Origin of the sequence: Ktedonosporobacter rubrisoli (assembly GCF_004208415.1) — a bacterium.
Classification (GTDB): Bacteria; Chloroflexota; Ktedonobacteria; order Ktedonobacterales; family Ktedonobacteraceae; genus Ktedonosporobacter; species Ktedonosporobacter rubrisoli.
Map to the genome: position 1 here is coordinate 4,310,008 of NZ_CP035758.1, position 26,752 is coordinate 4,336,759.

24 protein-coding genes are annotated in these 26,752 nt (G+C 48.8%); 20 read left to right on the forward strand and 4 right to left on the reverse strand.

Annotated features, from left to right (window positions below):
• The first annotated feature begins 173 nt into the window (after positions 1-173).
• Together EPA93_RS18970 and EPA93_RS18975 are read left to right on the forward strand one after the other, a co-directional pair.
• The gene (locus EPA93_RS18970) at positions 174-1,451 is read left to right on the forward strand and encodes a hypothetical protein (RefSeq protein WP_129889017.1); all 1,278 of its coding nucleotides are present in this window, start codon (positions 174-176) and stop codon (positions 1,449-1,451) included.
• Positions 1,452-1,879: 428 nt separating this feature from the next.
• Positions 1,880-3,814 (forward strand): ArsB/NhaD family transporter, encoded by a 1,935-nt coding sequence (locus EPA93_RS18975; RefSeq protein WP_129889018.1) that lies wholly within the window; start codon positions 1,880-1,882, stop codon positions 3,812-3,814.
• A gap of 23 nt (positions 3,815-3,837) precedes the next feature.
• Here EPA93_RS18975 and EPA93_RS18980 read toward each other — a convergent pair whose 3' ends face one another.
• A complete protein-coding gene (locus EPA93_RS18980; protein ID WP_129889019.1) occupies positions 3,838-4,779 on the reverse strand; it encodes a methionyl-tRNA formyltransferase in 942 nt (313 codons plus the stop codon).
• An 88-nt stretch (positions 4,780-4,867) separates the two neighbouring features.
• On the opposite strand from EPA93_RS18980, the gene EPA93_RS18985 reads away from it, so the two are divergent.
• Both EPA93_RS18985 and EPA93_RS18990 read left to right on the forward strand, forming a co-directional pair.
• Positions 4,868-5,188 (forward strand): oxidative damage protection protein, encoded by a 321-nt coding sequence (locus tag EPA93_RS18985; protein WP_129889020.1) that lies wholly within the window; start codon positions 4,868-4,870, stop codon positions 5,186-5,188.
• The gene (locus tag EPA93_RS18990) at positions 5,185-6,576 is read left to right on the forward strand and encodes a CUAEP/CCAEP-tail radical SAM (seleno)protein (protein WP_129889021.1); all 1,392 of its coding nucleotides are present in this window, start codon (positions 5,185-5,187) and stop codon (positions 6,574-6,576) included. The genes EPA93_RS18985 and EPA93_RS18990 overlap by 4 nt, the downstream gene beginning before the upstream one ends.
• Positions 6,577-6,937: 361 nt before the next feature.
• Here the strand turns inward: EPA93_RS18990 and EPA93_RS18995 are convergent, their stop codons facing one another.
• Positions 6,938-7,315 (reverse strand): MerR family transcriptional regulator, encoded by a 378-nt coding sequence (locus EPA93_RS18995; RefSeq protein ID WP_129889022.1) that lies wholly within the window; start codon positions 7,313-7,315, stop codon positions 6,938-6,940.
• 136 nt (positions 7,316-7,451) lie between these two features.
• On the opposite strand from EPA93_RS18995, the gene EPA93_RS19000 reads away from it, so the two are divergent.
• From EPA93_RS19000 to mctP, 8 genes are all read left to right on the forward strand, one after another.
• Complete coding sequence (locus EPA93_RS19000; RefSeq protein ID WP_129889023.1) at positions 7,452-7,823, forward strand: hypothetical protein; 372 nt, start codon at positions 7,452-7,454, stop codon at positions 7,821-7,823.
• A complete protein-coding gene (locus tag EPA93_RS19005; protein WP_207229588.1) occupies positions 7,810-8,694 on the forward strand; it encodes an SDR family oxidoreductase in 885 nt (294 codons plus the stop codon). The genes EPA93_RS19000 and EPA93_RS19005 overlap by 14 nt, the downstream gene beginning before the upstream one ends.
• Before the next feature lie 131 nt (positions 8,695-8,825).
• Positions 8,826-9,640, forward strand: a protein-coding gene (locus EPA93_RS19010; RefSeq protein WP_129889024.1) for an IS5 family transposase whose coding sequence is annotated in 2 segments (ribosomal slippage) — positions 8,826-9,543 and positions 9,543-9,640 — 816 coding nt in all. Because the reading frame shifts where the segments join, the coding sequence is not laid out codon by codon here.
• Between the two features lie 259 nt (positions 9,641-9,899).
• On the forward strand, positions 9,900-10,556 hold the full coding sequence (locus EPA93_RS19015; RefSeq protein ID WP_129889025.1) for a hypothetical protein: 657 nt from the start codon (positions 9,900-9,902) through the stop codon (positions 10,554-10,556).
• Entirely contained in the window at positions 10,556-11,920 is a 1,365-nt protein-coding gene (locus EPA93_RS19020; RefSeq protein WP_129889026.1) for a glycosyltransferase family 2 protein, read from the forward strand. The genes EPA93_RS19015 and EPA93_RS19020 overlap by 1 nt, the downstream gene beginning before the upstream one ends.
• 359 nt (positions 11,921-12,279) lie before the next feature.
• Positions 12,280-12,942 (forward strand): DUF4388 domain-containing protein, encoded by a 663-nt coding sequence (locus EPA93_RS19025; RefSeq protein WP_165423247.1) that lies wholly within the window; start codon positions 12,280-12,282, stop codon positions 12,940-12,942.
• A gap of 29 nt (positions 12,943-12,971) precedes the next feature.
• Positions 12,972-14,096: a pentapeptide repeat-containing protein gene (locus tag EPA93_RS19030; RefSeq protein ID WP_129889028.1), complete on the forward strand. Its 1,125-nt coding sequence runs from the start codon at positions 12,972-12,974 to the stop codon at positions 14,094-14,096.
• Positions 14,097-14,165: 69 nt separating this feature from the next.
• Positions 14,166-15,746, forward strand: coding sequence for a monocarboxylate uptake permease MctP (gene mctP, locus EPA93_RS19035; protein WP_129889029.1), 1,581 nt, complete (start codon positions 14,166-14,168; stop codon positions 15,744-15,746).
• A 104-nt stretch (positions 15,747-15,850) separates the two neighbouring features.
• Here the strand turns inward: mctP and EPA93_RS19040 are convergent, their stop codons facing one another.
• Positions 15,851-16,303 (reverse strand): hypothetical protein, encoded by a 453-nt coding sequence (locus EPA93_RS19040; RefSeq protein WP_129889030.1) that lies wholly within the window; start codon positions 16,301-16,303, stop codon positions 15,851-15,853.
• A 566-nt stretch (positions 16,304-16,869) separates the two neighbouring features.
• Between EPA93_RS19040 and EPA93_RS19045 the strand changes: the two genes are divergently transcribed.
• The 6 genes from EPA93_RS19045 (at position 16,870) to EPA93_RS19070 (ending at position 22,287) form a co-directional block, all read left to right on the forward strand.
• Complete coding sequence (locus tag EPA93_RS19045) at positions 16,870-17,643, forward strand: HpcH/HpaI aldolase family protein (protein ID WP_129889031.1); 774 nt, start codon at positions 16,870-16,872, stop codon at positions 17,641-17,643.
• Positions 17,644-17,675: 32 nt separating this feature from the next.
• Positions 17,676-18,665, forward strand: coding sequence for a hydroxyacid dehydrogenase (locus EPA93_RS19050; RefSeq protein WP_129889032.1), 990 nt, complete (start codon positions 17,676-17,678; stop codon positions 18,663-18,665).
• Positions 18,666-18,999: 334 nt separating this feature from the next.
• Complete coding sequence (locus EPA93_RS19055) at positions 19,000-20,226, forward strand: aminotransferase-like domain-containing protein (RefSeq protein WP_129889033.1); 1,227 nt, start codon at positions 19,000-19,002, stop codon at positions 20,224-20,226.
• Between the two features lie 346 nt (positions 20,227-20,572).
• Complete coding sequence (locus EPA93_RS19060) at positions 20,573-21,406, forward strand: alpha/beta hydrolase family protein (RefSeq protein WP_242527444.1); 834 nt, start codon at positions 20,573-20,575, stop codon at positions 21,404-21,406.
• Between the two features lie 317 nt (positions 21,407-21,723).
• Entirely contained in the window at positions 21,724-22,005 is a 282-nt protein-coding gene (locus EPA93_RS19065; protein ID WP_129889034.1) for a hypothetical protein, read from the forward strand.
• A gap of 69 nt (positions 22,006-22,074) precedes the next feature.
• Positions 22,075-22,287 (forward strand): MTB12 C-terminal domain-containing protein, encoded by a 213-nt coding sequence (locus tag EPA93_RS19070; RefSeq protein ID WP_165423248.1) that lies wholly within the window; start codon positions 22,075-22,077, stop codon positions 22,285-22,287.
• 162 nt (positions 22,288-22,449) lie between these two features.
• Here EPA93_RS19070 and EPA93_RS19075 read toward each other — a convergent pair whose 3' ends face one another.
• Positions 22,450-23,151 carry a hypothetical protein gene (locus EPA93_RS19075; RefSeq protein ID WP_129889036.1) on the reverse strand — a complete coding sequence of 234 codons (702 nt, stop codon included), beginning with the start codon at positions 23,149-23,151 and terminating at the stop codon, positions 22,450-22,452.
• 459 nt (positions 23,152-23,610) lie between these two features.
• Here EPA93_RS19075 and pgmB point away from each other — a divergent pair, with 459 nt between their 5' ends.
• A complete protein-coding gene (gene pgmB, locus EPA93_RS19080) occupies positions 23,611-24,255 on the forward strand; it encodes a beta-phosphoglucomutase (protein ID WP_129889037.1) in 645 nt (214 codons plus the stop codon).
• Positions 24,256-24,325: 70 nt separating this feature from the next.
• Entirely contained in the window at positions 24,326-26,587 is a 2,262-nt protein-coding gene (locus tag EPA93_RS19085; RefSeq protein ID WP_129889038.1) for a glycoside hydrolase family 65 protein, read from the forward strand.
• Positions 26,588-26,752: the final 165 nt, after the last annotated feature.

Sequence of the window (26,752 nt, forward strand, 5' to 3'; positions counted from 1 at the left end):
TATAGTCACATTCATATTTTTATCTATTATCTCCCTCATTTAGAAGAGCAAAATGAGATTGACTATGACCTGAAATACTTATCTCAAGTTACCCCCGCAATACGCGCTCGTCTTCACTATTGAAGTGGCGATAGCCTAAAATAGCCAGTACTCATCATGGGGGGATGATACCTGTGTACGAACAACAGAAATTCGATCCGTTTTCGGACCCTAACCAGGACTTAGATTCGTATAACGAGCAGCAGATGCCATCAAATCCGGCTTATCAGCAGCTGCTCTCTTCGTATTCCGCACCGCCTTCTTCCAATAATGGTCAGGTCGATCCATTGCAAGAAGAGCAAGATAATACGGAACCTCATCCAGCATATCGCAAGCAGGCATCCACTAATGTTAAGCAGCAACCTTTCGAGCAAAATCAGGTGCAACCTTTCGAGCAAAATCAGGTGCAACCTTTCGAGCAAAATCAGGTGCAACCTTTCCTTACTGAGGATTCAGCATTCTATCAGGAACAGACAGTCTTCTCTCCGCAGTTGCCGGAATTTCCAGATCAGGCTGAATTCGCCAATTACCAGCCGCAAGAATTCCCTGAGCAAGCCGCACACCCTGGTTACCAATCACAAGCTCCTTTAGAGCAGATTGCACAACCCGGTTATCAAGTTCCAATAGCACCCGATCAGGCGGTTGTTCCTCCCTACATGGGAGCTTTTCCTGAGCCGCCTATACCGCAGCCTTTCTCTGTCTATCAGCAACCAGTGCAAAATCAGGCTGCCTTGCCATCATCACCACAGCAGCAATCCTTTAATCAGGTTCCTATGGCACCTTACCCGGCTCCTTTCTCCGATCCCAATCAGCCGCAACCTTTCTCTGCCTACCCGCCATCGGCCTATCCGGGCCAGCAGCAAGGGGCACTTCCACCGCCCCAGGCCCCTTACTCTGATCCTAATCTGATGCCGCAGGCACAGCCTCAGCCACCTTATCAGGAGCAGTCTTACCGTCAAGGCCAGCAAATGCCATATGCGCCTGCGCCCGATAGCCTTGCCAATGCAGATTCCTGGCAGAGTCAGCGTCCTGGCAACAAATCAGCCAAATTTATCCTCGGCGGAGGAGCTCTTCTTGCTATTATCGTGATCTTCGGAATATTTGCGCTCATGGCCAGAGGAGTCATTAATCTCTCATCTCCGATGGCAACCGCTACTACGCCAATAGCCACTCAGGTGACTAAGCTAACGCCGACTCCCAGCCCTATGCCAAGTCCGACACCTAGTCCGACTCCCAGCCCTACACCTAGCCCGATACCAGTACCAACTGTTCGGCTTGGCGTAAATAACAACCCGTGGGGTTATGACTTCAGTCCGGGCTCTCTTATCTATTCGCCCCCTCGAACTTCTGTAAATATTTTGACTGCGTGGGGGGTTCTGGAGCGGCAATGGCTATGTTGTTCAATGCGATGACGATACATATAGCAAAACTGGTGGCTCCAGCGAAAGCTGTTCCTTTCATGATGGTGTTAAACGCAAGCTCTATTCTCACTAGGGCTCATGCGCTATTTCAAGAAGCTCTATATTCACGAAGCCAGGACTTGCGCACCCTCCATACAAGCCCTGGCCTCCTAGCGAAGTCTTTTACGTGCCCAAATAGCCCATAGACTAGCTTTCAAAAATCGCTTACAATCAGCCTGGAAGGTGTAGTTACAGCCGACCTGTTAAGGCCCGTTTTCTGCCCTGAGTCGCGCAAGCAGACAGTCGCGTTATCATAACAGGGCATGCCCTGATACACGCTCTCACCCGGCTAGTGAGACTCTCAGCATGCACCCGTGCAAGCTGTGACAGAAGATGAGGCTGTTCTCAAACTGTACAAAACGAATTGAAACCTGACTATTATGCTATTACTATTTCACGTCTCCACTTTTACTAAGACGCTGCTCACGATATTGATTGCAGGCCTGACGCTGCTTGGCATTATGACACGTCCTTTTAAGTGGAATGAAGCGTTCATAGCGCTTACCGGAGCCGCGCTACTCCTGCTGCTAGGCCTCATCGCTCCAGGAACCGCAGCAATAACATTGCTGCACGAATGGAATACTTTTTTCTTTTTTCTTGGCATGATGAGCTTATCAGCTCTAGCCGAGAGCGCTGGCATCTTCGATTGGTTAGCAACACAGGCTGCCTATATGGCAAAACAGAGCTCAGCGCGCCTCTTTCTCAATATTTTTCTTTTAGGTTGCTTGATCTCTATGATCCTCTCCAACGATGCGACTGCCCTTATTCTTACTCCCATCGTCTATACTCTGGTCACGCGTTTGCGTCTGTCGGTTTTGCCATTCCTCTTTGCTTGCACATTTATCGCCGATACAGCATCTTTCCTTCTACCTGTCAGCAATCCTATCAATATCATTATTACTTCTAAATTCCCGCTACCCTTTTTTACCTTCTTACGCCTTCTTTTCTTACCTGGCTTACTGGTCATTGGCATGAATATTGCTGTATTTTTCCTGCTCTATCGGCGCCATCTGCGTGGACAGTTTGATATTAAGCGCTTGCCTCCGCTGCAAGAAGCAATTAAACACAGGAGCTTTTTTCGCTATACCTGCGCAATTTTGCTTATCGTAGCCATAGCTTACATCGTCGCATCAGCCACACAGTTTCCTCTCTCACTTATCGCTTTAGGGGGAACATTACTTCTGTTCCCGGGAGCCCTTTTCTGGAAGCAATCAAGCATTCAGGAGGTGCGCAAGCAAGTCTCCTGGTCGATTTTTGGCTTTATAGCCGGCATGTTTATTATTGTCAAGGCCGTAGAACAAACTGGCCTGACCGCCAATTTCGGCCAGCTATTGGTGCATCTCTCAGGAGGAAGTAGCTTTGGAGCTGTGATGATTGGCACCCTTGGAGCCGCGATAGGAACGAATCTCATTAATAATGTGCCGATGGCAGTCGTGCTTACAGCAGCACTCGGCGGAGTTCATTCTATCTCTCCATCGGCCCAGCTTGGCTTCGTTGCCGCCTCTATCTTTGGTTGTGATCTAGGGCCTAACCTGACGACGGTTGGCTCGCTGGCAACCGTGCTCTGGCTTCTTATCTTACGTCGTCGCAATCTTGATATTTCGGGACTTGATTATTTCAAGGTCGGTATTCTGGTAACTCCACTGATGTTAGCGGGGGAGCTCTCGCCATCTGGTTATTGCTTCCCTAGCTGCTCTTGTACGCTACTAGCAGGATGCTACAATAGTATCAAAACAGGCTGGCACCATAGAGTGGCCTCGGGCGATCTTGCCAGTTTGAAAGTATCCTGGATGAACCAGGGAAGAACCACGATTTTTCTCAGGAGGATTTATATGCGTGTTCTATGCTGCTTAGATGGTACCAATGCCGAACAAATTAGCAACGCAATCTCCTCGTTCGTCTCTTCCACTTCACTCACTCTAGGATTGATCTATACAATTGACACCAGTCCCCATGGAGAGATAGAACGACAACGAGAGCGCTTCTTACGTCCTCATGAGCTAAGCCGATCCCGGCGCGAACAAATACAGCGCGCAGAACAGGATACGGCAAAGGATATTCTTGAGGAAGGGCTACGCTACTTGCCAGGAGCCGAACAGCTCCAACGCCAAGGGCGCGCTGAGCGAGAAATCGTCAACTGTGCAGCCGAATGGCAGGCTGACCTTATTGTCATTGGCTCCCGTTCTCCCTCCTACGGAGTTGCGATCGGACCCAGATCTGTTGGGCACATAGCGCGCTTCGTCCTTGACCATGCTCCTTGCCCTGTCCTACTTCTACGCCCACTGGCATATGAAAACTTTCCTATACCACGCTAGCACTCCGGTCCATTAAAACCGCCTCATGCTGGATTAAGCTTTACATGAAGCCAGCCATCCTTACAGCGGACAACGCGCTCGTGTTGTCCCGCTTCATCCAACTGTTCCATAGTCCCATGGCTATAAGAAATGGCCTTGCGAACTGAAAAGTTTTCTTCTCCTGCTCGTAGCACTATTGGCCCCATCCAGTCAGCCACCCCGCACATAAAATTATAGGCCTGGCGCACCTCCCAATGCTCCGCAACCACAAGCAAATCCTCTTCAGCAGGGAAGGAATAATAACTGCTCTTCGTCTCATCTTGGGGCGTGCGCATGGCTCTCCCAGCATAGAGATCTGCAACAGTTCGAGCCAGTAAGCTTGCTCCATGATTTGCACATAGCTCCTCAAGCGCAGCATAGCTTATGCCCTCTGGAATTGTAATCGCTTCCTGCGCCAGAATATCCCCACGATCCATTTCCTTGTTCATAAAATGAATAGTGACCCCGGTTGTCGTATGGCCTTCGTGAAAAGTCCAGAATATCGGCACAGGACCTCTATTGACCGGCAGCAGCGACGGATGCACATTCAGGCAGCCAAGGCGAGGTAAGTGTAAAATTGCTGGCGGTATAAGCAGCGAGAAGCAGGCTACGCAGATCATGTCAGGTCGATAGGTGGTCAGTTGCGAAATCGTCTCCTTGCTCGTCAGGCGCTGTACTTCCCAGACAGGTATATGTCGCTTCCAGGCTAGCTGAACAATTGAAGTCTGAAGTGAAGAATTGAGAAGCGGCAAAGCGGCACGGGTCACGCCGGGAGGCTCACGAAGTTGTATTGCCGGTTGCCTGGTACCTGGTAGAGGCGTAGCAGGCACAACTACAGCACACACTTCAATTCCCGCCTCCAAAAGTGCCACAAGTGACGGCAACGAGAATGGCCCTTGCATGCCAAAAAAGATCACCCTGGGACTGCCGCCGCCTGGATCGAACATTTGACATGACCCTTTCTATCTTGTAGTATCAATCATATATAATAACCGTATAGAGCATGGAATGCCACACCAAATCGGGAGTTTCATCATGGCACGAATGGTACACTGTGTCAAACTTGGGCGTGAATTGCCAGGGCTGGATAAGCCCCCATTCCCTGGCGAGTTGGGCAAACGCATCTATGAACATGTTTCTAAGCAAGCTTATGAGATGTGGCCAGCCCAGAGCACGCTTATCATCAATCACTATGGGCTCAATATGGCCGATCCAGAAGCGCGTAAGATCTTACGCGAACAGATGGAGGAGTTCTTCTTTGGCTCCAGTTCTCGTGCGCCCGAGGGTTGGGTACCCGAAGCAGCGGGAGCAGGCCCAAGCCGTAAAGGTGGCGGCGGAGCACCTCGAAAGAAATGAGAGCACCCGGCGATATCCTGCTTATCTCATGTTATGAGCTGGGACACCAACCTTTTCACCTGGCATCTCTGTCGGCTATGCTTCAACAAGCTGGCTATTCGCCCCAAACTATCGACTCAGCTGTTGAGACACCTAGCGATGAAGTACTTCGGCAGGCAACGTTCATCGGTATTTCTGTCCCGATGCATACAGCGTTACGTCTAGGCGAGCAAATAGCACGGCGCGCGCGCTCACTTAACCCCGCTGCCCATATTTGCCTCTATGGTCTATATGCCTTGCTCAACGCCGATCATCTGCTACAGACGACCATCGACTCGGCAATTGGTGGCGAATACGAAACTCCTCTCCTCAAGCTCATTGCCAGCCTGGAACAGGGAGAGGAAATTTCTATTCCAGGTGTGCGCACGAGGCAAGAAGAAAGCGGCCCCTGGATACAGCTGACGTCTTTCGTCGTTCCTGAACGTCGTCAGCTGCCCCCGCTTGAGCGCTACGCGCGTTTACAAGTGGGACAGAGCCTACGGCTGGCCGGCTACACCGAAACAACGCGGGGCTGTAAACATACTTGCTTGCATTGTCCCATTACGCCTGTCTATCATGGACGCTTTTTTGCGATACCTGTTGATATTGTCCTGGCCGATATTCGCGCCCAGGTAGAGCGTGGTGCGCGCCATATTACCTTTGGCGATCCTGATTTTTGGAACGGGCCAACTCATGCCATGCGCATCATTCGAGCCCTTCACCAGGAATTTCCCCAGGTCACTTTTGATGCAACTATCAAAATTGAGCATCTTTTAAAACATCGCCATTTGCTTGCCGAGACTCGCGAGTGCGGCTGCGCCTTTATTGTCTCCGCAGTGGAATCGCTCAATGATGCGGTCCTTGAACATCTCAAGAAAGGCCATAGTGCCAGCGATGTTATAGAAGCATTTGATTTAATGGAAGAGGTTGGCATTCCTTTGCGCCCTTCCTTACTTCCATTCTCGCCCTGGGAGACGCTCGAAAGCTATCAAAGACTTCTCGATTTTTTTGAGCAGCACCATTTCCTTGAGCACATTGATCCGGTCCATCTCTCTATTCGCTTACTGATTCCTCCAGGCTCAGCTCTGCTTGAAACTGCTGATAGCCACGAATGGATTGAAGATCTTGATCCCAGCGCCTACACTTATCGCTGGCGACATCCAGATCCCCGGATGGATGAATTGCAAGAGAAGGTGGCTGCCCTGGTTGAGGAAGCTGAGCGCCGCAAGGCCGATCCTATCGAAACGTTCTTCCAGGCCAAAGCATTGACCCTGGCTGCCCAGGGCCAAGATTTTTCCGTCGCCCGCGCTACACGAAATTATGGGCCCAGAAAGGTCTTACCTCATCTTACAGAATCGTGGTTCTGCTGAGCAGAGCCCACTGCGGACCAGTTGGCCCCCTAATCCTTTGATCTGATTCGTACATCAGAAGTTAGCCGAAATTCGGCGGCTTACCAACGAGTTGAAAGGGTAAGCCGCCGATCGGCAATTTCATCTATTCCTATCCTCATCGCGCATAAACAGCTTCGCTTCATATGCATATTCATCCTAACCCTCCATTCTCCTTAGAGCTTATCCGAAAACCGGTGAAGTGAACCGGTAAAATGAGCTCACTCCACAATCCATTCACTGCTAGCAAAGGCCAATGCTCATATGGTTCCCTTTGAAATGGGAGTCATACACAGATCGGATTGAGGCTTAAAAATGCCGCTCAATGCCAAAAATGGATCTATTATAACGTAGTAGATGCTTTGTCTTGCTGAAGCACTTCTGCCAATTTGTTCGTAAGGTAGGTTTGAACGCGCTCCAATTCTGCTCTTTTCTCGTCAATCTCAGCAAGCTTTCTCCGAAGAAATGCTGCTGCCTTCTCAGTGACCAGTTCGTCCGAAGCTTCGCAAGCCTCGTCAAGCTCTTTGAACTCTGCTAAGGTGAAACCTGCTGCCTGGACCTCTTTGATCATCAGAAGATGCTCAACTGCCTCCTCGCAATAGTTGCGATAGTTATTTTCCCCACGTCGTACATGGCGTGCATCAAGCAGCCCTTCCTGCTCATAAAAGCGAATGGTGGGAGCCGTCAGTCCAGTCTTTTTTGCCAGTTCGTTGATTTTCATAAGAAATTCTCCTTCAAAAGAACTTGACCTTCAAGTATACTTTATAGTTTACACTCTAAACGTCGAGCAGCACAGTGTCAAGAGAAAAATGTCAGAGAGCTTTTTTCTGCTCGAAAAGAAAGAAGGCAACAACAAGATGGAACTCGAAAAAATGATAAACGATACCCAGGAGTTGTCACAGCGTTTTCATGAGGTGGTCGGGCCATGGGATCGGAGCCTGCTGGTGACGCACCTGGCCGCCGTAGTTGGAAGATTGGCCGACGATGTGATGATCATTGAAGGCAAGCTTGCGATGCCTCGCGAGAACGCGCATCTGGCTCGCAATATTGCCGATGCCATGATCCAACTGGTCAGGCTAGGTCAGGACTACCAGCTTGATCTTGAACGAGCCGTGAGCGATTTCTTAGAGGAAGCGCGGCAGTCATTAGAGAATGAGGGACTTGTCACCACGATGCGCAACACGCTTCACCAGAATCAGATGGGAGAGAAAGATCATGGTAACAAGTAATATGCATAAAAAAGTGTGCCTGATCACAGGCTGTAGTTCAGGGATTGGCAAGGTCACCGCCAGAGAACTCGCCAAATTGGGCGCAACGGTGGTGATGGTTTGCCGCAATCGTGCAAAGGGAGAAGCAGCGCAGGTGGAGATACAAGAGGTGAGTGGCAACAAGCGGGTAGATCTCATTGTTGCTGATCTCGCTGAGCTTTCCCAGGTGCGGCGCGCAGCCAGCGAATTTCTCCAGAAATACGCTCAGCTTCACGTGCTTATTCATAATGCTGGCGCTATTCATGGTGAGCGTCAGGTGACATCTGATGGGCTGGAGGCGACGTTTGCGGCTAACTATCTGGCTCCGTTCCTGTTCACAACGTTGCTGCTTGATGTGCTCAAAGCCAGTGCGCCAGCCCGCATCATCAATGTCAGCTCAGATGGGCATGCCAGAGGGCAGCTCGATTTTGCCGATCTTCAAGGGGCACACCGCTATAACTTCCTAAAAGCCTATACGCAGTCCAAGCTCGCGCAGATCTACTTTACCTACGAACTGGCTGATCGGCTCAAAAGCACTGGGATCACGGTGAACACCTTGCACCCTGGCCTGGTGGCCTCCAATTTCAATAGTGGCACACGAGGCATTGCTCATGCTGTTGCAGCGTTCATCTACTTCTTCACTGGTATTTCGGTCGAGAAGGGCGCACGAACAACGCTCTTCCTGGCGACCAAGCCTTCGGTTGAGGAAGTCAGCGGGAAATACTTTGTCAACTGCAAACCCATCCCCTCTTCTAAGCTCTCCTATGATGTAACCATACGCCAACAGCTCTGGGCCATCTCTGAAGAGTTGATTCGTCAAAACGAGCTTTCCCGGCTTGTTACAGAAAAATAATCAAGAGATTGGATTGAAAGCGAAACAGGCCGCGAGTGCCTCACTCCAGGCGTGGCAGCAAGCGATGCCTGGAGTGAGGTGTTTTCTTCCCTACGGTTTGAGAAGAGACCATACCCAAAAGGAAGGCATCGATGGCAAGAACGCATCCATGGAAAGTGAGTGAAGAATGGTGGGAGAAAGTCAAGCCACTCATCCCAGCTCCCCCATTTCACGCGAAAGGAGCCCGTTCCCGCATGCCTGATCGGCAAGCTTTTGCGGCTATCATTTTTGTGCTGCGTACGGGTATCCAGTGGAACGCGCTGCCCCGCGAGTTGGGTGCGAGCTCGACCGTTCACGATCGTTTTCAGGAATGGGAGCGGAAAGGCTTTTTCCTGAGATTATGGCAGGCAGGGCTACAGGAGTATGATGAGCTGGAAGGGATCGAGTGGGAGTGGCAAGCAGTGGATGGGGCAATGACCAAAGCTCCTTTCGGAAAAGACGCAACTGGAGCCAATCCCACCGATCGCGGTAAGAAAGGCACCAAGCGCAGCCTCTTGACTGATGGAGCAGGGATTCCCTTGGCCCTCATCATCGAGGGAGCCAACCGTCATGACATGAAACTGTTGTGCGCAACCCTAGATGGGATCGTTGTTGCCCGTCCTGAACCAACCCTAGAACAGCCACAGCATCTGTGTTTGGATGCTGGCTACGATTATCCTGTCAATCGTGAGCAGGTGGAAGCCCGGAAGTCACAGCCTCACATTCGTGGTCGTGGGCAAGAGAAGCAGGAGAAAGCCACCACCCCCGGCTTTCGGGCGCGGCGATGGGAAGTGGAGCGAACTCATTCGTGGATCAATCGCTCGCGTCGCCTCTGGTGCGGTGGGAGAAAAAAGAGGAAAACTATCTCGCTTTTCTCCACTTAGCCTGCGCTCAATTGATCTGTGCCAAAGTCCTGGTTTTCGGATAAGCTCTAAGCTGTAACGATACCTATATGACAATCCTTATTTCTACGTACTAATAGCAATTTATCTCATCAACAATAGGGTATATTATCGCCTCTTATTCAATTTATTTTGCTCATTTTTCAGTATATATGTTACACAATAACGTATATTTAGCACAAACAGAGTTACGACTACACAACCATTACGTTTTCTATACTAGATACAGATATATATTTGTATACATTATATTTTCATTCAATCGTAACAAGATTGGAGCTGGCAATGGATAATGAGAGAATTCTCGCCGAACAACCAACGCTTGTTCATGTTCCTACAGTATCTCAGGCTCAGGCTACGGCATCAGGCACGCCCAAATACGCGATCCGGCCTAAAATAACTCTTCCCTTTATAGCTCGATCTGCTCGAAGAGAAAAAGCCAGACCGCTCTCCTCGTACACCCCACCTGTGTATCCGGCCCATCCAGCTAGTCTGGAAAAGACAAGAGTTTACCCTGTATACAAAGCAAGCGGAAGACCACAAGCAACGCCTCTCACATTTCATCGGCTTAAAACCCTTCGTCTCCCCTTGCTAAAGCGCCTCAGCAAAAGATCAGCTCTTTTCAAGACAGTCCTGATTGTAGGGTCGGCGCTTGGTATAGGCTGCCTGGCTACCTACATGCTTATCCACTCTCTTCTCTACGTCGTAGCTATATGGGCCACGCTTACTATCTGTTGCTCTTTTACCTTGAGCCGACATTTACGCACCTACTACCACGTCGGCTTTGAAAAGATGCTCACCTCATTACGCCTTAAGGCCATTAAACGGGGAAAGGCTAATAGAAACTGGGACAATGGAAGGCTGCTTTCGCTAAAAACGCTCAACGATACTACAGCATACCTCAAAGCGCTACGTCGGCTGCGTAGCAGCAGGAGGAGATAATGACAAGAGCAAAAACACATCCCATCGCCAAAATTGCCCTTTACATTTTACTCTATGGAGTAACTATCTCTCTCTTTGCCTCCACGCTGCTATTCAAAGGGCATCAGCTTCAATCTCCGCACGTCACTATGATCAGAGCTATAGTCGTTTTGCTCGCTTTGATCATGCTGGCAAAACATACTTTCTATCTCTCCCTCTGCCCCTGGTTTGACATCATACAGATCAGGCGGCGCAAGCTTGGGCTGGTTAAAGGACGCTACGAACCTCTGGTTTCGGTGATCATTCCAGCCTGGAACGAAGAAGTTGGTCTGTTATCTACCGTCAAAACCCTGTTAGAAAGTACATACCAGAACATAGAAATAGTTGTCATTAATGATGGCTCAACCGATGGCTCTGATAGAATCATGCAGAGGTTCGTGGCAAGATACTGCTCAACAATGATCAGTACTCCTAACGCTCCTCGGCTCATCTATTATTATAAAGAAAATGGAGGTAAAGGTAGCGCGCTAAACGCGGGCATTCGGCTTTCCCATGGCGATATTATTTTGTCTATTGACGCTGACTGTATGGTATCTCCCGACGCCATTGCCCACTTCGTTGTGCATTTTGCCGATCCTGAAGTTATGGCAGCCGTAGGCAATGTTAAAATCGGCAACACGAGAACTTTGATTGGCTCCATTCAGCATCTTGAATACCTTTTCTCTTTCTATTTTAAGAAAGCCGATTCGATCCTCAATACTATTTACATTATCGGTGGGGCCGCAGGAGCTTTTCGGCGCGAGGTATTTGAGCGCATAGGAATGTATAGCACCACCAGCATCACCGAAGATCTTGACCTCTCTATGCGTATTCAAAAGGCAGGAATGCGCATCGTCTATGCCTCCGATGCTATCATTTTCACGGAAGGAGCCAGCGATTTAGCTGGCCTGATACGGCAACGGCTACGCTGGAAGCGTGGGCGCTTCGAAACCTTTCGCGCCCATCGATCCCTATTCTTTAGCACAAACAAGAGGCATAACAAACTATTAACCTGGATAATACTTCCGCTTGCCATCTTCGGAGATTTACAACTTGGCTTTGAGCCTTCCTTTATTGCTGTGCTTTACTTTTTCTCGCTGCTCACACAAGATTTCTCGGTTTTTATCGCTGGGGTCGTGATTGTAGTAATGATCTTTCTTATTCAGCTCGCCGACGATCAACAATATCGTTCTCTGCCTTTCTTAACCTTTATTCCTATTGGCTGGCTGCTCTTTTACCTTACTACAGTTGTAGAAATCTATGCCCTGCTCCGATCTTGCTGGGATCTTTTGCATCGTCATCAACCAAGATGGCAGCACTGGAAGCGCACGGGAACATTCAGCTAAAGCGCTCAGGCTTCCCATTATAGGGCTGGAATACGCTAGCCTCTGGCTGAGCTGAGACTGGTTCATTCAGCCAGAGGCTCAACGGCAGCCGAAAGCGAAGCTCTTTAAAAAGTTAATTTGCTTGCAACATTATCAAAGCAGTCTAGCAATTATTACGCAAGTTATACAAGAATAATTTATAGATATTGGTACTATTAAATAATAAAATATTCAAATAAAGGGTATATCTATGTTATTCTTAATTGTGACACATTTATTTCTTGCTCAAAGTTTCTTAATATTCAGTAAGCATATAACAGCTATTACCTTTACACTAGTAAAGCTTTGTTTTATTGATATATTGGATGGGGATAGGAGTTATGTCGACACCACAAGCATCAGGGACGGCTCGCTTGTTCAGCATCATTCAACAGATTCAACTTTCACGTAGAGGAGGTCTACTTATAGTCAGGCGTGGGGAAGGAGCAATTGCAGAAGAAGGCTCCGTTTTATTTCTTCACGGGCAGATAATAGAGGCAAGGGCCGGGCGACGTCTTGGCTCAGAGGCCCTCAATTACCTGACTACCTGGCAACACTGCCGCTATGTATTTGTCCCTAAGAATGGACCAGGACTGCAGAATCCTGCAAACCCAGCCGAGCTCGAAGGGAGTCAGCAGCACGGGCAACCGGCACATACAAATACTGCTACAACTCCCAGGCCCGATCTCCTCTCTCAACAGGCTCAGGCAAGCAACCCGGCCAGGATAGAAGAAAAACACACAGATCAAAATATGCCTTCTATCATTTTGCGCAATCCTGAACAAGCAATTCCTCGTCTCACTCAGCTGCTGCCCATTACTTTGAGAGGGCTTGAGCAGCAAGGATTTTCGCGCACACATCGACACTTGCTGTTGCTCATTAATGGTAAGCGATCTATCACTGAACTGCAGCATCTGGTCAGGAGAAGCATGCCCGAGATGTACCAACTTCTTTACGAATTAAAGAGAGCCAGACTTATCATCATAGAACCAAAACAAGTGTAGGGACTATTCATAGAAGGGGGAATACCGCTATGGCCAACTTAACAATTCCATACAATCTCAGTAGAAGTCAAGCATTGATCGAGATTACACGTGCTTATAAGGACGAGCGGGTACCGATGCTGGAAAAAGCGGATCTACACAGAACATATTTGCGCGGGGCTGACCTGAGCGGTGGCGACATCCGTGAAGCAGATCTTTCGGATTCTGACTTAAGAGATGCCTATCTGTGTGGAGCTTACTTACGCAAGGCTAACCTGAGCGGCGCCAATTTGAGGAGGGCCAATCTTAGCAAAGCTATTCTCATTGGAGTTAATCTGGTTGGAGCCAATTTATGCGGCGCTATTCTCCGCAAAGCAGACTTGCGCACTACAGATCTCTGCTCAGTCGATTTAAGCAGCGCCGATCTACAGGGAGCTAACTTGCTCCAAGCCAATCTAATTGGCGTTGACTTGAACAGAGCTGACTTAAACAGCGCTAATCTGAGCAACGCTAACCTGAGCGGCGCTAACCTTAATGGGGCAGACTTAAGCCAGGCTAATTTAAGTAACGCAATTCTCAAAGACGCAGACTTACGTAACGCAAATCTCAGCAATGCTATGCTAAAAGGCTGCAATCTCAGCAGAGCCAACTTAAACCAGGCTAATCTCGTCCATACAAACATTAGCTTTGCTAACCTGAGCAGTGCTGATCTCACTCGCGCTTACCTCTATACAGCCAACTTAAATGGCACAAACCTTGTCGAAGCTTGCTTAAGCCAGGCCAATCTTAGCGGCGCATCGCTGCACTGTACACATCTCTTTAAAGCTTGCCTGGAGCAGGCGGATCTACGTAAGGCTGACTTAAGCGACGCCAATCTGAATAAAGCAGATTTGAGCAGCGCCGATCTCAGCCGGGCTGATCTTAGCCGAGCGAATCTGCGCGAAGCGAACCTCTGCGGAGCTTACCTATGCGCCGCCAACTGCACAATGGCAATCCTACAAGACGCGCAGCTTAGCGGCGCGCTTCTTAGTAATCTCATCCTCACTGGCGCCCAGCTCCAGGGAATAAAGGCCGAGCCAGATGATTTTGTTAACTTTGATATTGCTTCACTCTCATCCTCATTTCTTGATGAGCATACAGCCCAGCGCATGGGCCTATCTCAGTCAGTCATATAGATCAAATTGTGGTAAGCACTACAACTAAGCATACAGGAAATTTTTTGGTAGTAAGTTGGGAGGCTTCATATGAACTTGCAAGCGCTTATCATCTTTATCACAGTTTTTGCTCTGGTTAATCTGCTTGGCTTCTTCGCGGCACATTGGCGCTCGGGCGATCTTTCACGATTACAGGAATGGGGATTAGCAGGGCGACGTTTTGGCACAATAGTTTCCTGGTTTTTGCTAGGCGGCGATGTCTATACTGCCTACTCCTTTATAGCAGTTCCTGCACTCATCTTTAGTAGTGGAGCGCTGGGTTTTTTCCCCGTAGTTTACCTGAGCTTAGTATTTCCGCTCATGTTTCTCTTCCTGCCCAGATTCTGGACAATCGCCAGGCATCGAGGTTACCTGACGGCCGCCGATTTTGTACGTGAGCGCTTCGATAGCAGCGGTTTAGCGCTCCTTGTCACCATCACGGGTATTCTAGCAACCCTGCCATACATCGCGCTCCAGATGTACGGGATAGAGATAGTGCTTGCCCAGATGGGAGTGCCGCTAGAAACTTCTCTCTTCCTGGCCTTCGGTATTCTCGCCGCCTATACCTATCTCAGTGGCTTACGTGCTCCCGCCTTGATCGCCTTCGTAAAAGATAGCTGTATCTGGTTAGTTGTGCTAATTACTGTCATTTATGCCGGCTTAAAGCTGGGAGGCTTTGCTAATATCTTTGCCGCAGTGCATCAAAAAGCGCTGCATAATCCCACCGCCTTTCATGATCTCCTACCCCAGTCCGACTATAGCACCTATGTTTCGCTGGCTCTAGGATCTGCATTTGCGCTCTTTCTCTATCCCCATACCCTTACCGGCATCCTCAGTACAAACAGTCGCAAGGTCATCAAACGCAACGCGGCATTGCTTCCGGCCTATTCCTTGTTGATTGGTTTGATTGGCTTACTCGGGTACGCAGCTATTGCAGCCAATATCAAGCCTTCCCCAACTTATGGAGCTAACTCAACTCTTCCATCCCTCATCTCTTCCCTCTTTCCGTCCTGGTTCGCGGGCTTTGCCTTCGCCACCATCGCCATAGGAGCACTGGTTCCGGCGGCAATCATGTCAATTGCGACAGCCAATCTTTTTACCCATAACATTTATCGTGCATATCTTCATCCTAATTGCAGCGAAGAACACGAGGCCAATATAGCCAAAATCGCCTCTCTGGTCGCCAAAATAGGGGCACTGATTTTTATTCTATTCTTTCCGAGCAAGCTAGCTATTAATTTTCAACTCCTTAGTAACATCTGGATTATCCAGACGTTGCCGGCAGTTTTCCTGGGCCTCTATACGCGCTGGTTTCACCGTTGGGCTTTGATCGTAGGATTGCTTGCAGGCCTGGGGATAGGAACATGGCAGGTGGTAATACAAAATTTCCAATCAGCGGTGTATGTGTTGAGCATAGGAAATTTCGCCATTCCACTCTATGCAGCAATCAGCGGGCTATTAGTAAACCTGCTGCTCTGCATCCTTCTCACGCCGCTACTCGAACGCTCAGGGCTATCGGCAGGAAAAGATGCTACCCAACCAGGCGATTTCGAGGCTCGGCCCATTAAGCCGTCCATACCACCAGGGCTTCCCAAGACGCGGGTACGCACAAAATCCAGCGCTTCAAGGTAAGATTTGCTCACGAATAAGGTCCGCGAAGAGGAGATTCAGGCGCGCACGCAGGGCTATTATCTGTGCGCACCTGTTTTGAAGCAGCTCACGCGTCAAAGCTTCATCTAATCGTGAGCAGGCACTAGCTCATAAAGGTCCTTCTGCGCGTTAAAGCACACTTGTTGACCTTGTGGAGCTTTGGCATTGAGCGTACCCAGAGCAATTGCTTCTATCATCGCCCAAGTATTCATATCATAGGCTGCCAGAACTTGCGGTCGCAGTGCATTCAGTTTATCAAGATCGCTTTGTAGCTCCCCACTCCATTGTAAGTTCTGGCTACTCATGTTCATCCTGGAAACCTCTTCGTCCTGATATATTTTGAGATGTGGACTGTCAACTCCTTCTGTCCCCCAGAATATGAGGAACTGCTCTCCATCTTTCCGCACAGTCACATCCCTTGTCAATTGAGCGCCCAGCACGTTTGGCGTATTTACTAATTCCCAGTACTTCTCCCCATCGCTAACTATCCACCTTTTTTGTTGCTTTATAAATAGCTCTAATACCTCTTGTAAGATCATTTTATGTATGCACTCGCTTTCTACTTTAAGCTCAAAGAGTTCCTTTCTCAGCCACGTGTATTATCTACAGCCGGCTACTCTGGGCAAAGCATAGCAGTCCAATACAAATTTCTGCCAGAATAGAAACTATACTTTACCCTATCTCACAGCCATCAAGAGAGCATTTTCTCTCATATCCACTCAGATACTCTAGATCCTACGATTATTTTAACACGCTGGCAGGCACGCCTAACACTATAACCCATAGAGTACGCTTTTTTATAGAGCATATTCCTCTGGTACTGTTCACAGCTAGTACTTAATTCTGCTCAGTCTATTATGCGTAATGTTACAATAGCATTAGGAATATAGACAGCGTTGTATGCAGTTAGTCTAAACGAAGGGTAACATCCTCAGCCTTCATGGGAGTCTCATATGTCTTCTCTTCTCCTTACCTCTTGGTCCTACTGTTGAAGCATATAGCATTTACTCGCGCTTGTACAGTAGCCTATAGACTATCTACAACAAGGTGCAGCTAAAATTCCTTCTCTTACAATTGCGCCGATATTTTAGAAAGGAAGCACGCGATGCGAACAAACCATGTAAAAGAAAAGCTCAAGCGCGGCGAACCGGTGCTAGGAGCCTGGCTTAGTTTGCCCAGCCTGCCAACAGCACGTATAATGGCCCGTTTAGACTTTGACTGGTTGCTGGTAGATATGGAGCATAGCGCTCAAACTCCCACCCAGATGGCGGATATGGTTGGCGCTATCGCTGACGCAGGAACTTGCGCTCCTTTCGTGCGCATACCATATAACAGTGTTGAATGGTATAAATGGGCCCTGGACGCGGGTGCGTGGGGTGTAATGGCGCCCATGGTTAGCACAAGGGAGGAAGCACAGCAAGCCGTTTCTCATTCGAAATATCCACCGCAAGGCAGCCGTAGCATTGGTGGTATATTTGCCCCATATGGCTTTGGCCTCACCAGCTGGTCTGATTATGCGCAGGAGGCCAATGACGAAATCCTCGTTATCGTGCAGATTGAAAGTGCTTCCGCGCTAGCAAACCTTGACGAGATTCTTTCAGTACCGGGCATAGACGTTGCCTTTGTAGGCCCAAACGATCTGCACGCCCAGATCGGCCTTCCCCCCAGCGTAGATGGAGCTGAGCCAGAATTTTTAGCTGCTCTGGAACGTATTAAAGTTGGAGCAAAAAAATACAATGTGGCTCCAGGCATCTTCTGTGGGACCGGCGAATCGGCAGCTCAAAGGCTTAGCCAGGGTTTCCAGATGGTTCCAGTCACCACAGATATTAATAGTCTGATCACAGCAGCAAATCAAAATCTGCGGATCGCCCGAGGATAGATCGTCCAGAGAGAAGGAAAAGAAGGTAGATCATGCCACAAGCACAGGTCTGGACAGATACCCGACTGCAACCCCAGGCTCTGGCCATGCTTAAGGATATAGCCACGGTTTCTGTCGCGAGTAAAGAAACATCTACTGATTGGTGCCAGGACGCCTCACAGGCGGAGGCTATTATCATCGGAGGAAATACCAATGTAACTGGCGATATTATGGACCGCCTCAGCCCTCACCTGCGCGCCATTGCACGCTACGGAATTGGCGTAGATCGTATAGATCTACAGGCAGCCACACAAAGAGGCATTATGGTCTTAAACACGCCCGAAGGTCCTACCGAGTCCACTGCCGAGCACGCTATTGCGCTTTTGCTCAATCTCTGTAAACGCGTTATGGCGGCAGATCGCAGCTTGCGTGCAGGCAACGGCTTTCAAGCCAATATGCAACAGTTGCTGGGGCTAGAAACGGCTGGGGCAACGCTAGGGCTGGTTGGATTAGGGCGTATCGGCAGCCGCGTTGCGACAATCGCCAGGGTATTGGGCATGCACGTCCTGGCGTTTGATCCTTTCATTCCCAAAGAACGAGCAAGCGAGATGGGGGTAGAGCTAGTGCCAACCCTGGCCGATGTCCTCTCACGTTCCCAGGTTGTTTCTCTCCACAGCCCAGCAACACAGGAGACGCGCCACCTTATTAACGCCGAGACGTTGAAGCTTATGCCGCAGGGCAGTTACCTGATCAATGTCGCGCGCGGAAGCCTGGTTGATGAACAGGCCTTGCTCGATGCCTTACGCTCAGGTCACCTCGCCGGTGCGGCTCTCGATGTCTATGAGCCTGAACCACCAGCAGCCGATAATCCTCTCTTTAGCCATCCCAATACTATCTGTACTCCGCATATCGCTTCATTTACAGCAGCGGGAGTATTACGAATGCAGGTCATGGCCTGCGAGCAAGTTGCCAGTGCTTTGAGAGGCGAACGGCCCAAGAATCTAGTCAACGCCGATGTATGGGGCCATCAGCGTACTGACTAGCAAAGCAAACTTACTTTGAGCTGAAAAAACGCGGAGGGGAGCCAGGCGATCCTGGGCCCGCATGCGCCAAGGATCTCATTCGCTCCCGTCTCAACGCAATCAATCTTCCTGTAAGCAGAGCACATATTATCGATCGGTAGGTTTTTGGCATTGCAGGAATAACGCTTCCAGGGCCTACAGCGCAAGCCAGATCAGGCTCGGAGAAGTCATACTTTAAATTGTCCCACTCCTCAGATCCATATTGTCTCTGGACAAATCCGTCCCAAGGCTTTACAGTGAGTTATATGAACTCTTCTATACTCGAAAATCACAGCGGATAATCAAGGAGACGTACATGCCAATCAGGTGGGAACAGCAATATGCCCAGCGCGTCCAAGGAATGAAAAGCTCGGCCATCCGAGAACTCCTGAAAGTGACAGAGCAAGCCGATACCATTTCTTTTGCCGGTGGTCTGCCCGCGCCCGAAGTTTTTCCAATTGAGCAGATTGCTAAGGCGGCACAAGAGGTACTTCAGACACGCGGTTCGCAAGCCTTACAATATAGTGCCACAGAGGGTTATTATCCTCTACGCGAATGGGCGGCCCAGCAAATGGTCAAGCGTGGAGTTCAAGCAAGCGTAGACAACATTTTGATTACCACAGGATCACAACAAGCTCTTGATCTGCTTGGTAAAGTCTTGATGAATCCCGGTGATAAAATGCTGGTAGAAGCTCCTACTTATATGGGAGCGCTCCAGGCCTGGAGTTGCTATAATATAGATTATGTTTCGCAGCCCTCTGATGATAAGGGAATCATCATCGAAGGTCTTGAAAAGATCCTACAGACTCAGCCCAAATGCATGTATATTCTGCCAACTTTTCAAAATCCCACAGGCGTAACCCTGACGCTAGAGCGTAGAAAAAAACTTGTAGAGCTGACTCAGCAGTACAACATCCCTGTTATTGAGGACGATCCCTACTCCCAGTTGAACTTTGAAGATGAGCCTGTCCCCCCTCTGATTACGCTGGCAGAAAGTGAAGCGGAACAGAACGCGGATGGATATCAGGGTAACATTATTTACCTCTGCACTTTCTCCAAGGTCCTGGCCCCCGGCCTGCGTCTCGGCTGGATCGTGGCTCCCGCGGCGCTTATTTCAAAGCTTGTTCAAGCCAAGCAGGGCGCCGATCTTCATACATCCACCTTCGATCAGTTCATCGCATATAAGCTGGTTAGCGATGGCTTGCTAGAGGAACATACGCCATACATCTGCGATACCTATCGAGCCAGGCGCGATCTCATGCTAGCCTTGATGGACGAGCACTTCCCTCCCGGAATCAACTGGACGCGTCCTAAAGGTGGTATGTTCCTATGGGTGACACTACCCGAGGGCATGAATAGTATGGATATACTCAAGGACGCCGTGGAGCAAAAAATAATATTTGTGCCCGGAACGTCGTTCTATCCCTATGGAGAAGTAAAGAATACGCTCCGTTTGAATTTCTCTAATGCTTCGCCAGGACAGATTGAGCAAGGCATTGCCCGTCTGGGACGCGTATTACGCAAAGCTATAGGAAAAGGGTAATCTGCAGCCTGATTTTGCAGGAATCCTTATCCCTTTAACCTGGAGATTTTTCTGAACATTCAGGCGGGATGCATCTGTCGAGGCGTCTCTGCCTGAATATCGCGCTGGGCCACAATTCCATTTTTCCCCAAAGATAATGGCTATAAGAAACACAGAATTCTTGATTCTTACTTAGCGTCTTCTCAGAATTATGCCCATTAAGCGAACCAACATTTTTTATCAAGCGCTCGGAAGCCGGTCATTATCCCAAACTGTGATATCTTACTAGTGGCGTATATCTCAGTCCCAAGTAAAAGAAAACAAATGCACCCCAATGAGTACCTCAACTGAAAGGCAGGTATACCCTATGAACTCGCAGCATCAGCCGACCCGTCCACCTTCTACAACACCTCAAGGCATGGACAGCAAGGCCTTGCGCCACTCCTACGGCAATGATCCCCAGCAATTTGGCGAACTATTTCTCCCGGAAGGCCCCGGGCCCTTCCCTGTTGTTTTGCTCATTCATGGCGGTTTCTGGCACGCACCCTATAACCTCTCTCTGATGACAGGACTGGCCGAAGACCTCATCCAACGTAACATAGCAGTGTGGAATATCGAATACAGGCGTATAGAAGATGTTGGCGGAGGCTGGCCAGGCACGTTCCAGGATGTTGCTCACGCTTCAGATTATCTGCAGACTTTAGCTCAGCAGTATGCACTGGATATGCAACGCGTCATCCCCGTGGGACACTCAGCCGGCGGCCATCTGGCTTTATGGCTGGCGGCCAGATCAAAGTTCCCTGAAGATAGCCAGTTAGCGGCATTATCAACTCCCCCCTATACGTTTAAGGGCATAGTTAGCCTGGCTGGAGCCAACGACCTGGAGCAGGTCTGGCAACTTAATCTTGAAGATGGATCTGCGGCAACACTGCTCGGTGGTACCCCTATGGAGGTGCCAGAACGCTATGCCCTGGCCTCACCGGCCGCGCTTCTGCCGCTAGGTATCCCCCAGATACTCATCCATGGCGATAAAGATGATAGGGTGCCGATCGAAGTCAGCCAGGCCTACGCCCTCCAGGCCAAAGATGCCGGTGACCAGCTAACCTTGATTGAATTACCAGGAGTAGATCACTTTGCCTTGATCGATCCTTCCTCGGAAGCGTGGGCTATTACCATTCGCGCCCTACAAAAGCTTTTATAGCACCTAGTTCAGGCCTGACAACTCTACACACGAGGCAACCCTTCTCTAAATATTAATCCGCAAGGAGCATAGATGACTTTGAGGGCCCGCATCTATGCTCTTCAGGCACAAATTTATCTCGCCTGATTAGCCTCTCAATGGCCATCGAGCTTTCTTTCCCACAAGATATAGACGCTACAAGCTTCTAGTCTTCATTTCAGCAGGCCAAAACTCATCCACAAAAAATATGGAGAAACAACGTTCTCTTGTTATAGCCCAGTCTGACTGCCTTTATTTTAACCACCAGGCCCACACAATTCACAACACAGGAGAATTTTATGAACTCAGGACCAAACCAGCCAAATTTCTATTCTACCCCTCCACCTTATTCTCAGGGACAGCCCGGATATGGGCAACCGCCCTACGCTGTACCGCCATTACCTGGATATGCTCAACCCAAGCCACCCCGCAAACGGCGCACCTTCCTCTGGATATTCCTTGGAATTATTGTTGTGCTCTTACTTGCCTGTGGAGGAGGCTTTTTTGTCCTCAGCCGCTTTATTTCTAATAATCCAGCCACGAACACGGTCAATGCATATTACGATGCAATCAAAAGGTAGGACTACACAACCGCATATCAGTATCTAGATGCAAGCGGAATCACCTATAACGATCAGGCAATCACCGACGTGCTATTTAAGCAGGCAAACCAGGTCCTTGATGCAAGCAAAGGCAAGGTCAGTAGCACCTCGATAACTAGCACCAATATCAGCACAGATAACGGTACCAACACGGCAACTTTCACAGTTAGCGTCCAGCGCAATGGTCAGCCTTATAATGTCCATCTGGAATTGAAACAAGAAGGGAATAACTGGAAGATTGTAAATCTTGATAATATTTAATATCGTCCTCCCTCATTATTTTTGTAGAATGGATATTTTCTAACTTCCACCATTGTGCAGAACAGCAAGTTTAGTAGCAAGCTCATCCCCTTATCATACACAACAAAAGGCAGCGCAGAGATGGTTCTACGCTGCCCGAAAGTTCTTCAAGAGGCTGAAATGCTATTTAGCAGGTTTAGCATATAATCCTGTCTGAGAGACAAAAATATCATATGATTTGCTATCGGCGGCAAGAAAGACAGCATTACCATAAGCAGCTTCCACAACGGGCGAGACCCAGGCTTGTTGTTGTACCGTCCTGAAGAAGTTATCATCGCCCCCATTGAGCGTAATCACCGTATGTTTTGCATTGCTTTCAAGATTTGGGTCATCAAAACGCCCCTCCAAACGTGTGAGCTTATAGCCAGAATGTAAACCCAGAATGTTTAACCAGCCTGGAAACTTAATAATATCGCCCTGAAGCATCCATTCATCGCCCTGCACTGGATATGTTTTATCCATTACTTGATGACCATCTTTATCATAGAGAACCAACTCAACACTCATCAGGTGAGGTATACCCTCTAATGGTGCGGCCCGCACCTGGGCAACGCGAATATCGCTGGTCAAACCAAGATAGGTCTGAACCAGAAAGGTAGCCCACAACAGAGACAGAGCAAGCAAAGCAAGCACAACTCCACTCAAGCCACGACCCCAGCGCAACCGCCTGCGCCTGCGATATCTATGCTCACCCCTCTCGCTCACATATTTCTCTACATGCCCCCTACTCAGTTCCATCACACACGAGATCAATAAGCTCAAACCTATCAAGCCTAGCAGGAATAGCAGTAATTGTGGCAAACCAATAGTAACGGGTATATTCATAACCTCTCCCTGATCTTTCGGATCTTCGCTCCAATTTATTGCCAGTTTTCTATCGCCACCACTGCATATTATACGAATTATTCAGCTATTTCATTTCACTGCGCAGCATCACTACTTTCAGGTAGGTATAAAAGCCATCTTTATTTCACTCAGCATTCTGGTAGAGCAGCCAGCAAAAGTTCACAATCTTGCGATTGGTGGAACAATTTGCCGAATATATTCGTGATTATCACATATAATAGATACAATGACATAAGAAAGGATATTTTACTTGATCTATCAGGCAAGCAAGCTCAGCCAGGATATACCATTGTTCCGTTAAATATTATGGAACGAACTTATCCTAATACGATAAAGCTGAGTTTGGTACTTATACGTTATTAAAATAGGGGCAAATTATTTGCCTCAACCATATAATCTATTGTAGAGTGGGATATTTTCACCTGGAGAACCTAAACAATGCAAAAGCCACAAGCAATAATCTTTGATCTGGATGGAGTACTGACAGACACATCCGAGTACCATTATCAGGCCTGGCAGCACCTGGCAAATGATGAGCACATATCTTTTACGCGTGAAGAAAATGATGCGCATCTACGCGGAGTTGGCAGACGTGAATCCCTTATGTATCTCATCAAGGGTCGCACCTATACCGAAGCGCAAATACAGGAGATGATGGATCGCAAAAACCGTTACTACAATGAATTAATCAAACAGATGAGCCCAAAAGAAGTAGTTGAGGGGGGACGAGAATTACTTGATGAGATCAGGCACGCAGGCATCAAGACAGCCATAGCCTCTGCCAGCAAGAATAGCCGCACTGTCCTGGATCGCCTGGATATTATCCATTACTTTGACGGCATCGCCGATGGCTACAGCGTTAGCAATAGCAAACCTGCCGCAGACATCTTCGTTTATGCAGCAGGGCTTCTGAATGTGCCCACTTCTGCCTGCCTGGGCCTTGAAGATGCTGACGCGGGCATCGAAGCAATCAAGACCGCAGGTATGCGCGCCATCGCTATTGGGCCAGAAGAGCGCTTCCATCGAGCTGACAAAGTATTGCCGACTCTTGCGAATAAACACCTAGCAGACATATTAAACTAATCTGAGTGCAGCCTCACGCTGGTGGCGCTCTTTAACCATTGCTTACGAGCTGAAGAGGGAGGAAGTTGTTGTGAACCATTGGTATGTAAACGAAGATACATTTGATCCTAAGCTCAAAACACTTCACAGCCAGGAAACCGTCTACACTATCGGCAACGGCTACTTTTGCACGCGAGGGACCTTCGAAGAGGGTTATCCAAGGGATAATTCCGCTACGCTGCTTTTCGGCGTTTTTGACGACATTGCTATCGCAAAAGAAGAGCTAGCCAATGCTCCGGATTGGACTTCAATACAACTATTCATAAATCGTGAACGCTTCCGACTCGACCGTGGTAAAATTCTCAGCTATCATCGCCACCTGGATCTACAGCATGGCCTCCTCTATCGGCAAGTCGATTGGGAAAGCCCGCAAGGGATACGTGTTCGCATTACTAGCGAGCGTTTTGCTTGTCTTTCAGATGAACACGTAGGGGCGATTCGTTATAGTGTCACATGCGATGAATCCGCCAAGGAGGCTATCGATATTGCCTTATGGGCCAGTTTTAATGTAGCTGAGGGCAATTATGATGTCATGCACTGGGAACCGGTAGATCAGGGACATCAAAACTCCTTGCTCTGGCTACAGACGGAGACCAAAAGAAGTGGAATACAACTTGCGCAAACCATGAGTTTTCAGGCCAATATAGCTGATTTACAAGTAGAGATGGTTGACTCAGATATTGCGCCCAGCATCCGCCTGAGCGGGGAGTTGGCTCCAGGAACAACTTGTACTACTGAAAAAATCGTCGTGATGTATACTTCACGCGATAGTAGCAATCCCTTGCGCGAAGCCTTAACTCATCATCAAAATCTGATTACAGAACCCATTTTACAAGAGCCGGATATACATAATGCGCTCTCTATCCATGCGCACGCCTCCCAGACAGAGCAGAGCACGGCAGACGCTATGCAGCCATACGATACGCTCAAAGCTACCCACATAGCAGCATGGCACTCCTTCTGGCAAATAGCCGATGTGCTCATTGAAGGAGATAGCAAGGCCCAGCTAGGGATACGCTACAACATTTATCAATTACGCATCAATACCTCAGCACACGATAGTCGCTATAGTATTGCCGCCAAAGGGCTAACCGGCTTTGGATATCGGGGCCACGTTTTCCATGATACCGAGATCTTCATGCTGCCATTTTTTACCTATGTGCTCCCGCATATCGCCCGCAACCTGTTGCTCTACCGCTATCATCTCTTACCAGCAGCACGTAAAAAAGCTGCAAGCAATGGCTACGAAGGCGCTCAATATCCATGGGAAAGCACTTTAAATGGTGAAGAAACTACGCCACCCTCAATCATCCATCCCGAGACGGGTGAGGTCATTCCCGTCCTCAATGGCTTTATTGAGCTACATATTACAGCCAGCATTGCCCACGCAGTCTGCCAATATTGGCACATTACAGGCGATGACGACTTCATGCGCAACTATGGGACCGAGATCCTGCTAAGCACGGCTCAATTCTGGACAAGCCGAGCCGAAAAGAATCCCGAACGCCATGATTACGAAATCAACAACGTTATCGGCCCAGATGAATGGCATGAGCACGTCAACAATAACGTCTATACCAACTACATGGCAAAGTGGAATATCCAGCAAGCTATCAATAGTCTCCATTGGCTACACACATACGATGCGGAAAAAGCCCAGGAGCTTCTACTCCAGCTTCATATTACTGAGCAAGACCTTGAAAGCTGGCAGGATGTGGTAGAACACCTGCGCATTTTGCAAGATCCCAAAACAAAAGTCTTCGAACAGTTCGAGAACTTTTTCAATCTCGAACCGCTCGATCAAAAGAAGTACGCAGGAAGAAGAGATTCCTTTCAAGGTATTCTTGGCATCGATGCCATTCAAAAATACCGTATCATCAAGCAAGCCGACGTCCTTATGCTCCTTACTGTCCTTGATGAACAATTCGATCAAGAAACCAAAGAGGCTAACTGGGACTATTACTTTCCCATTACCGATCACGATTATGGCTCATCGCTGACCCCAGCTCTGCATGCAATCCTGGCCTGCGAGCTTGGGCACACAGATGAAGCTTACAACCTACTCATGAAAGGCGCGCTAGTAGACCTGGAGAATCTACGCGGTAATACGCCAGAAGGCATCCATGCTGCCTGCGCAGGCGCCGTCTGGCAGGCAGTTGTGCTCGGCTTTGCCGGGCTGCGGGTCACTGACGAGGGCCACACGACAACCCCTCATTGGCCAGATGGATGGAAGCGCCTGGCCTTTACTATCCATCACAAAGGCCAGCCAGTACACATCGATCTCCACAGGTAATTCCAAGGTCAGGCGGAAGTGGGCTGCTGGCTCTGCCTGACCTATTTTTCGGCAGCTTAATTTATCTGGCAAAAACGCGGCTAAAACCTCTTGACAAGATTGCAGAGTCGCGGTATGATATACCCCGTGATAAGCCTTTGGGCATATCGCAAAAGAACTTAACGG

Bases quoted from the DNA above. Each gene is read 5' to 3' on its own strand.
- EPA93_RS18990 (WP_129889021.1), top strand. From the start codon at position 5,185: ATGAGAGCACCCGGCGATATCCTGCTTATCTCATGTTATGAGCTGGGA.
- EPA93_RS18985 (WP_129889020.1), top strand. From the start codon at position 4,868: ATGGCACGAATGGTACACTGTGTCAAACTTGGGCGTGAATTGCCAGGG.
- EPA93_RS18975 (WP_129889018.1), top strand. From the start codon at position 1,880: ATGCTATTACTATTTCACGTCTCCACTTTTACTAAGACGCTGCTCACG.
- EPA93_RS19020 (WP_129889026.1), top strand. From the start codon at position 10,556: ATGACAAGAGCAAAAACACATCCCATCGCCAAAATTGCCCTTTACATT.
- EPA93_RS19050 (WP_129889032.1), top strand. From the start codon at position 17,676: ATGCCACAAGCACAGGTCTGGACAGATACCCGACTGCAACCCCAGGCT.
- EPA93_RS19055 (WP_129889033.1), top strand. From the start codon at position 19,000: ATGCCAATCAGGTGGGAACAGCAATATGCCCAGCGCGTCCAAGGAATG.
- EPA93_RS19060 (WP_242527444.1), top strand. From the start codon at position 20,573: ATGAACTCGCAGCATCAGCCGACCCGTCCACCTTCTACAACACCTCAA.
- EPA93_RS19030 (WP_129889028.1), top strand. From the start codon at position 12,972: ATGGCCAACTTAACAATTCCATACAATCTCAGTAGAAGTCAAGCATTG.
- EPA93_RS19045 (WP_129889031.1), top strand. From the start codon at position 16,870: ATGCGAACAAACCATGTAAAAGAAAAGCTCAAGCGCGGCGAACCGGTG.
- EPA93_RS19040 (WP_129889030.1), bottom strand. From the start codon at position 16,303: ATGATCTTACAAGAGGTATTAGAGCTATTTATAAAGCAACAAAAAAGG.
- EPA93_RS19065 (WP_129889034.1), top strand. From the start codon at position 21,724: ATGAACTCAGGACCAAACCAGCCAAATTTCTATTCTACCCCTCCACCT.
- EPA93_RS19015 (WP_129889025.1), top strand. From the start codon at position 9,900: ATGGATAATGAGAGAATTCTCGCCGAACAACCAACGCTTGTTCATGTT.
- EPA93_RS19075 (WP_129889036.1), bottom strand. From the start codon at position 23,151: ATGAATATACCCGTTACTATTGGTTTGCCACAATTACTGCTATTCCTG.
- EPA93_RS19005 (WP_207229588.1), top strand. From the start codon at position 7,810: ATGGTAACAAGTAATATGCATAAAAAAGTGTGCCTGATCACAGGCTGT.
- EPA93_RS19025 (WP_165423247.1), top strand. From the start codon at position 12,280: ATGTCGACACCACAAGCATCAGGGACGGCTCGCTTGTTCAGCATCATT.
- EPA93_RS19000 (WP_129889023.1), top strand. From the start codon at position 7,452: ATGGAACTCGAAAAAATGATAAACGATACCCAGGAGTTGTCACAGCGT.
- pgmB (WP_129889037.1), top strand. From the start codon at position 23,611: ATGCAAAAGCCACAAGCAATAATCTTTGATCTGGATGGAGTACTGACA.
- EPA93_RS18980 (WP_129889019.1), bottom strand. From the start codon at position 4,779: ATGTTCGATCCAGGCGGCGGCAGTCCCAGGGTGATCTTTTTTGGCATG.
- mctP (WP_129889029.1), top strand. From the start codon at position 14,166: ATGAACTTGCAAGCGCTTATCATCTTTATCACAGTTTTTGCTCTGGTT.
- EPA93_RS18995 (WP_129889022.1), bottom strand. From the start codon at position 7,315: ATGAAAATCAACGAACTGGCAAAAAAGACTGGACTGACGGCTCCCACC.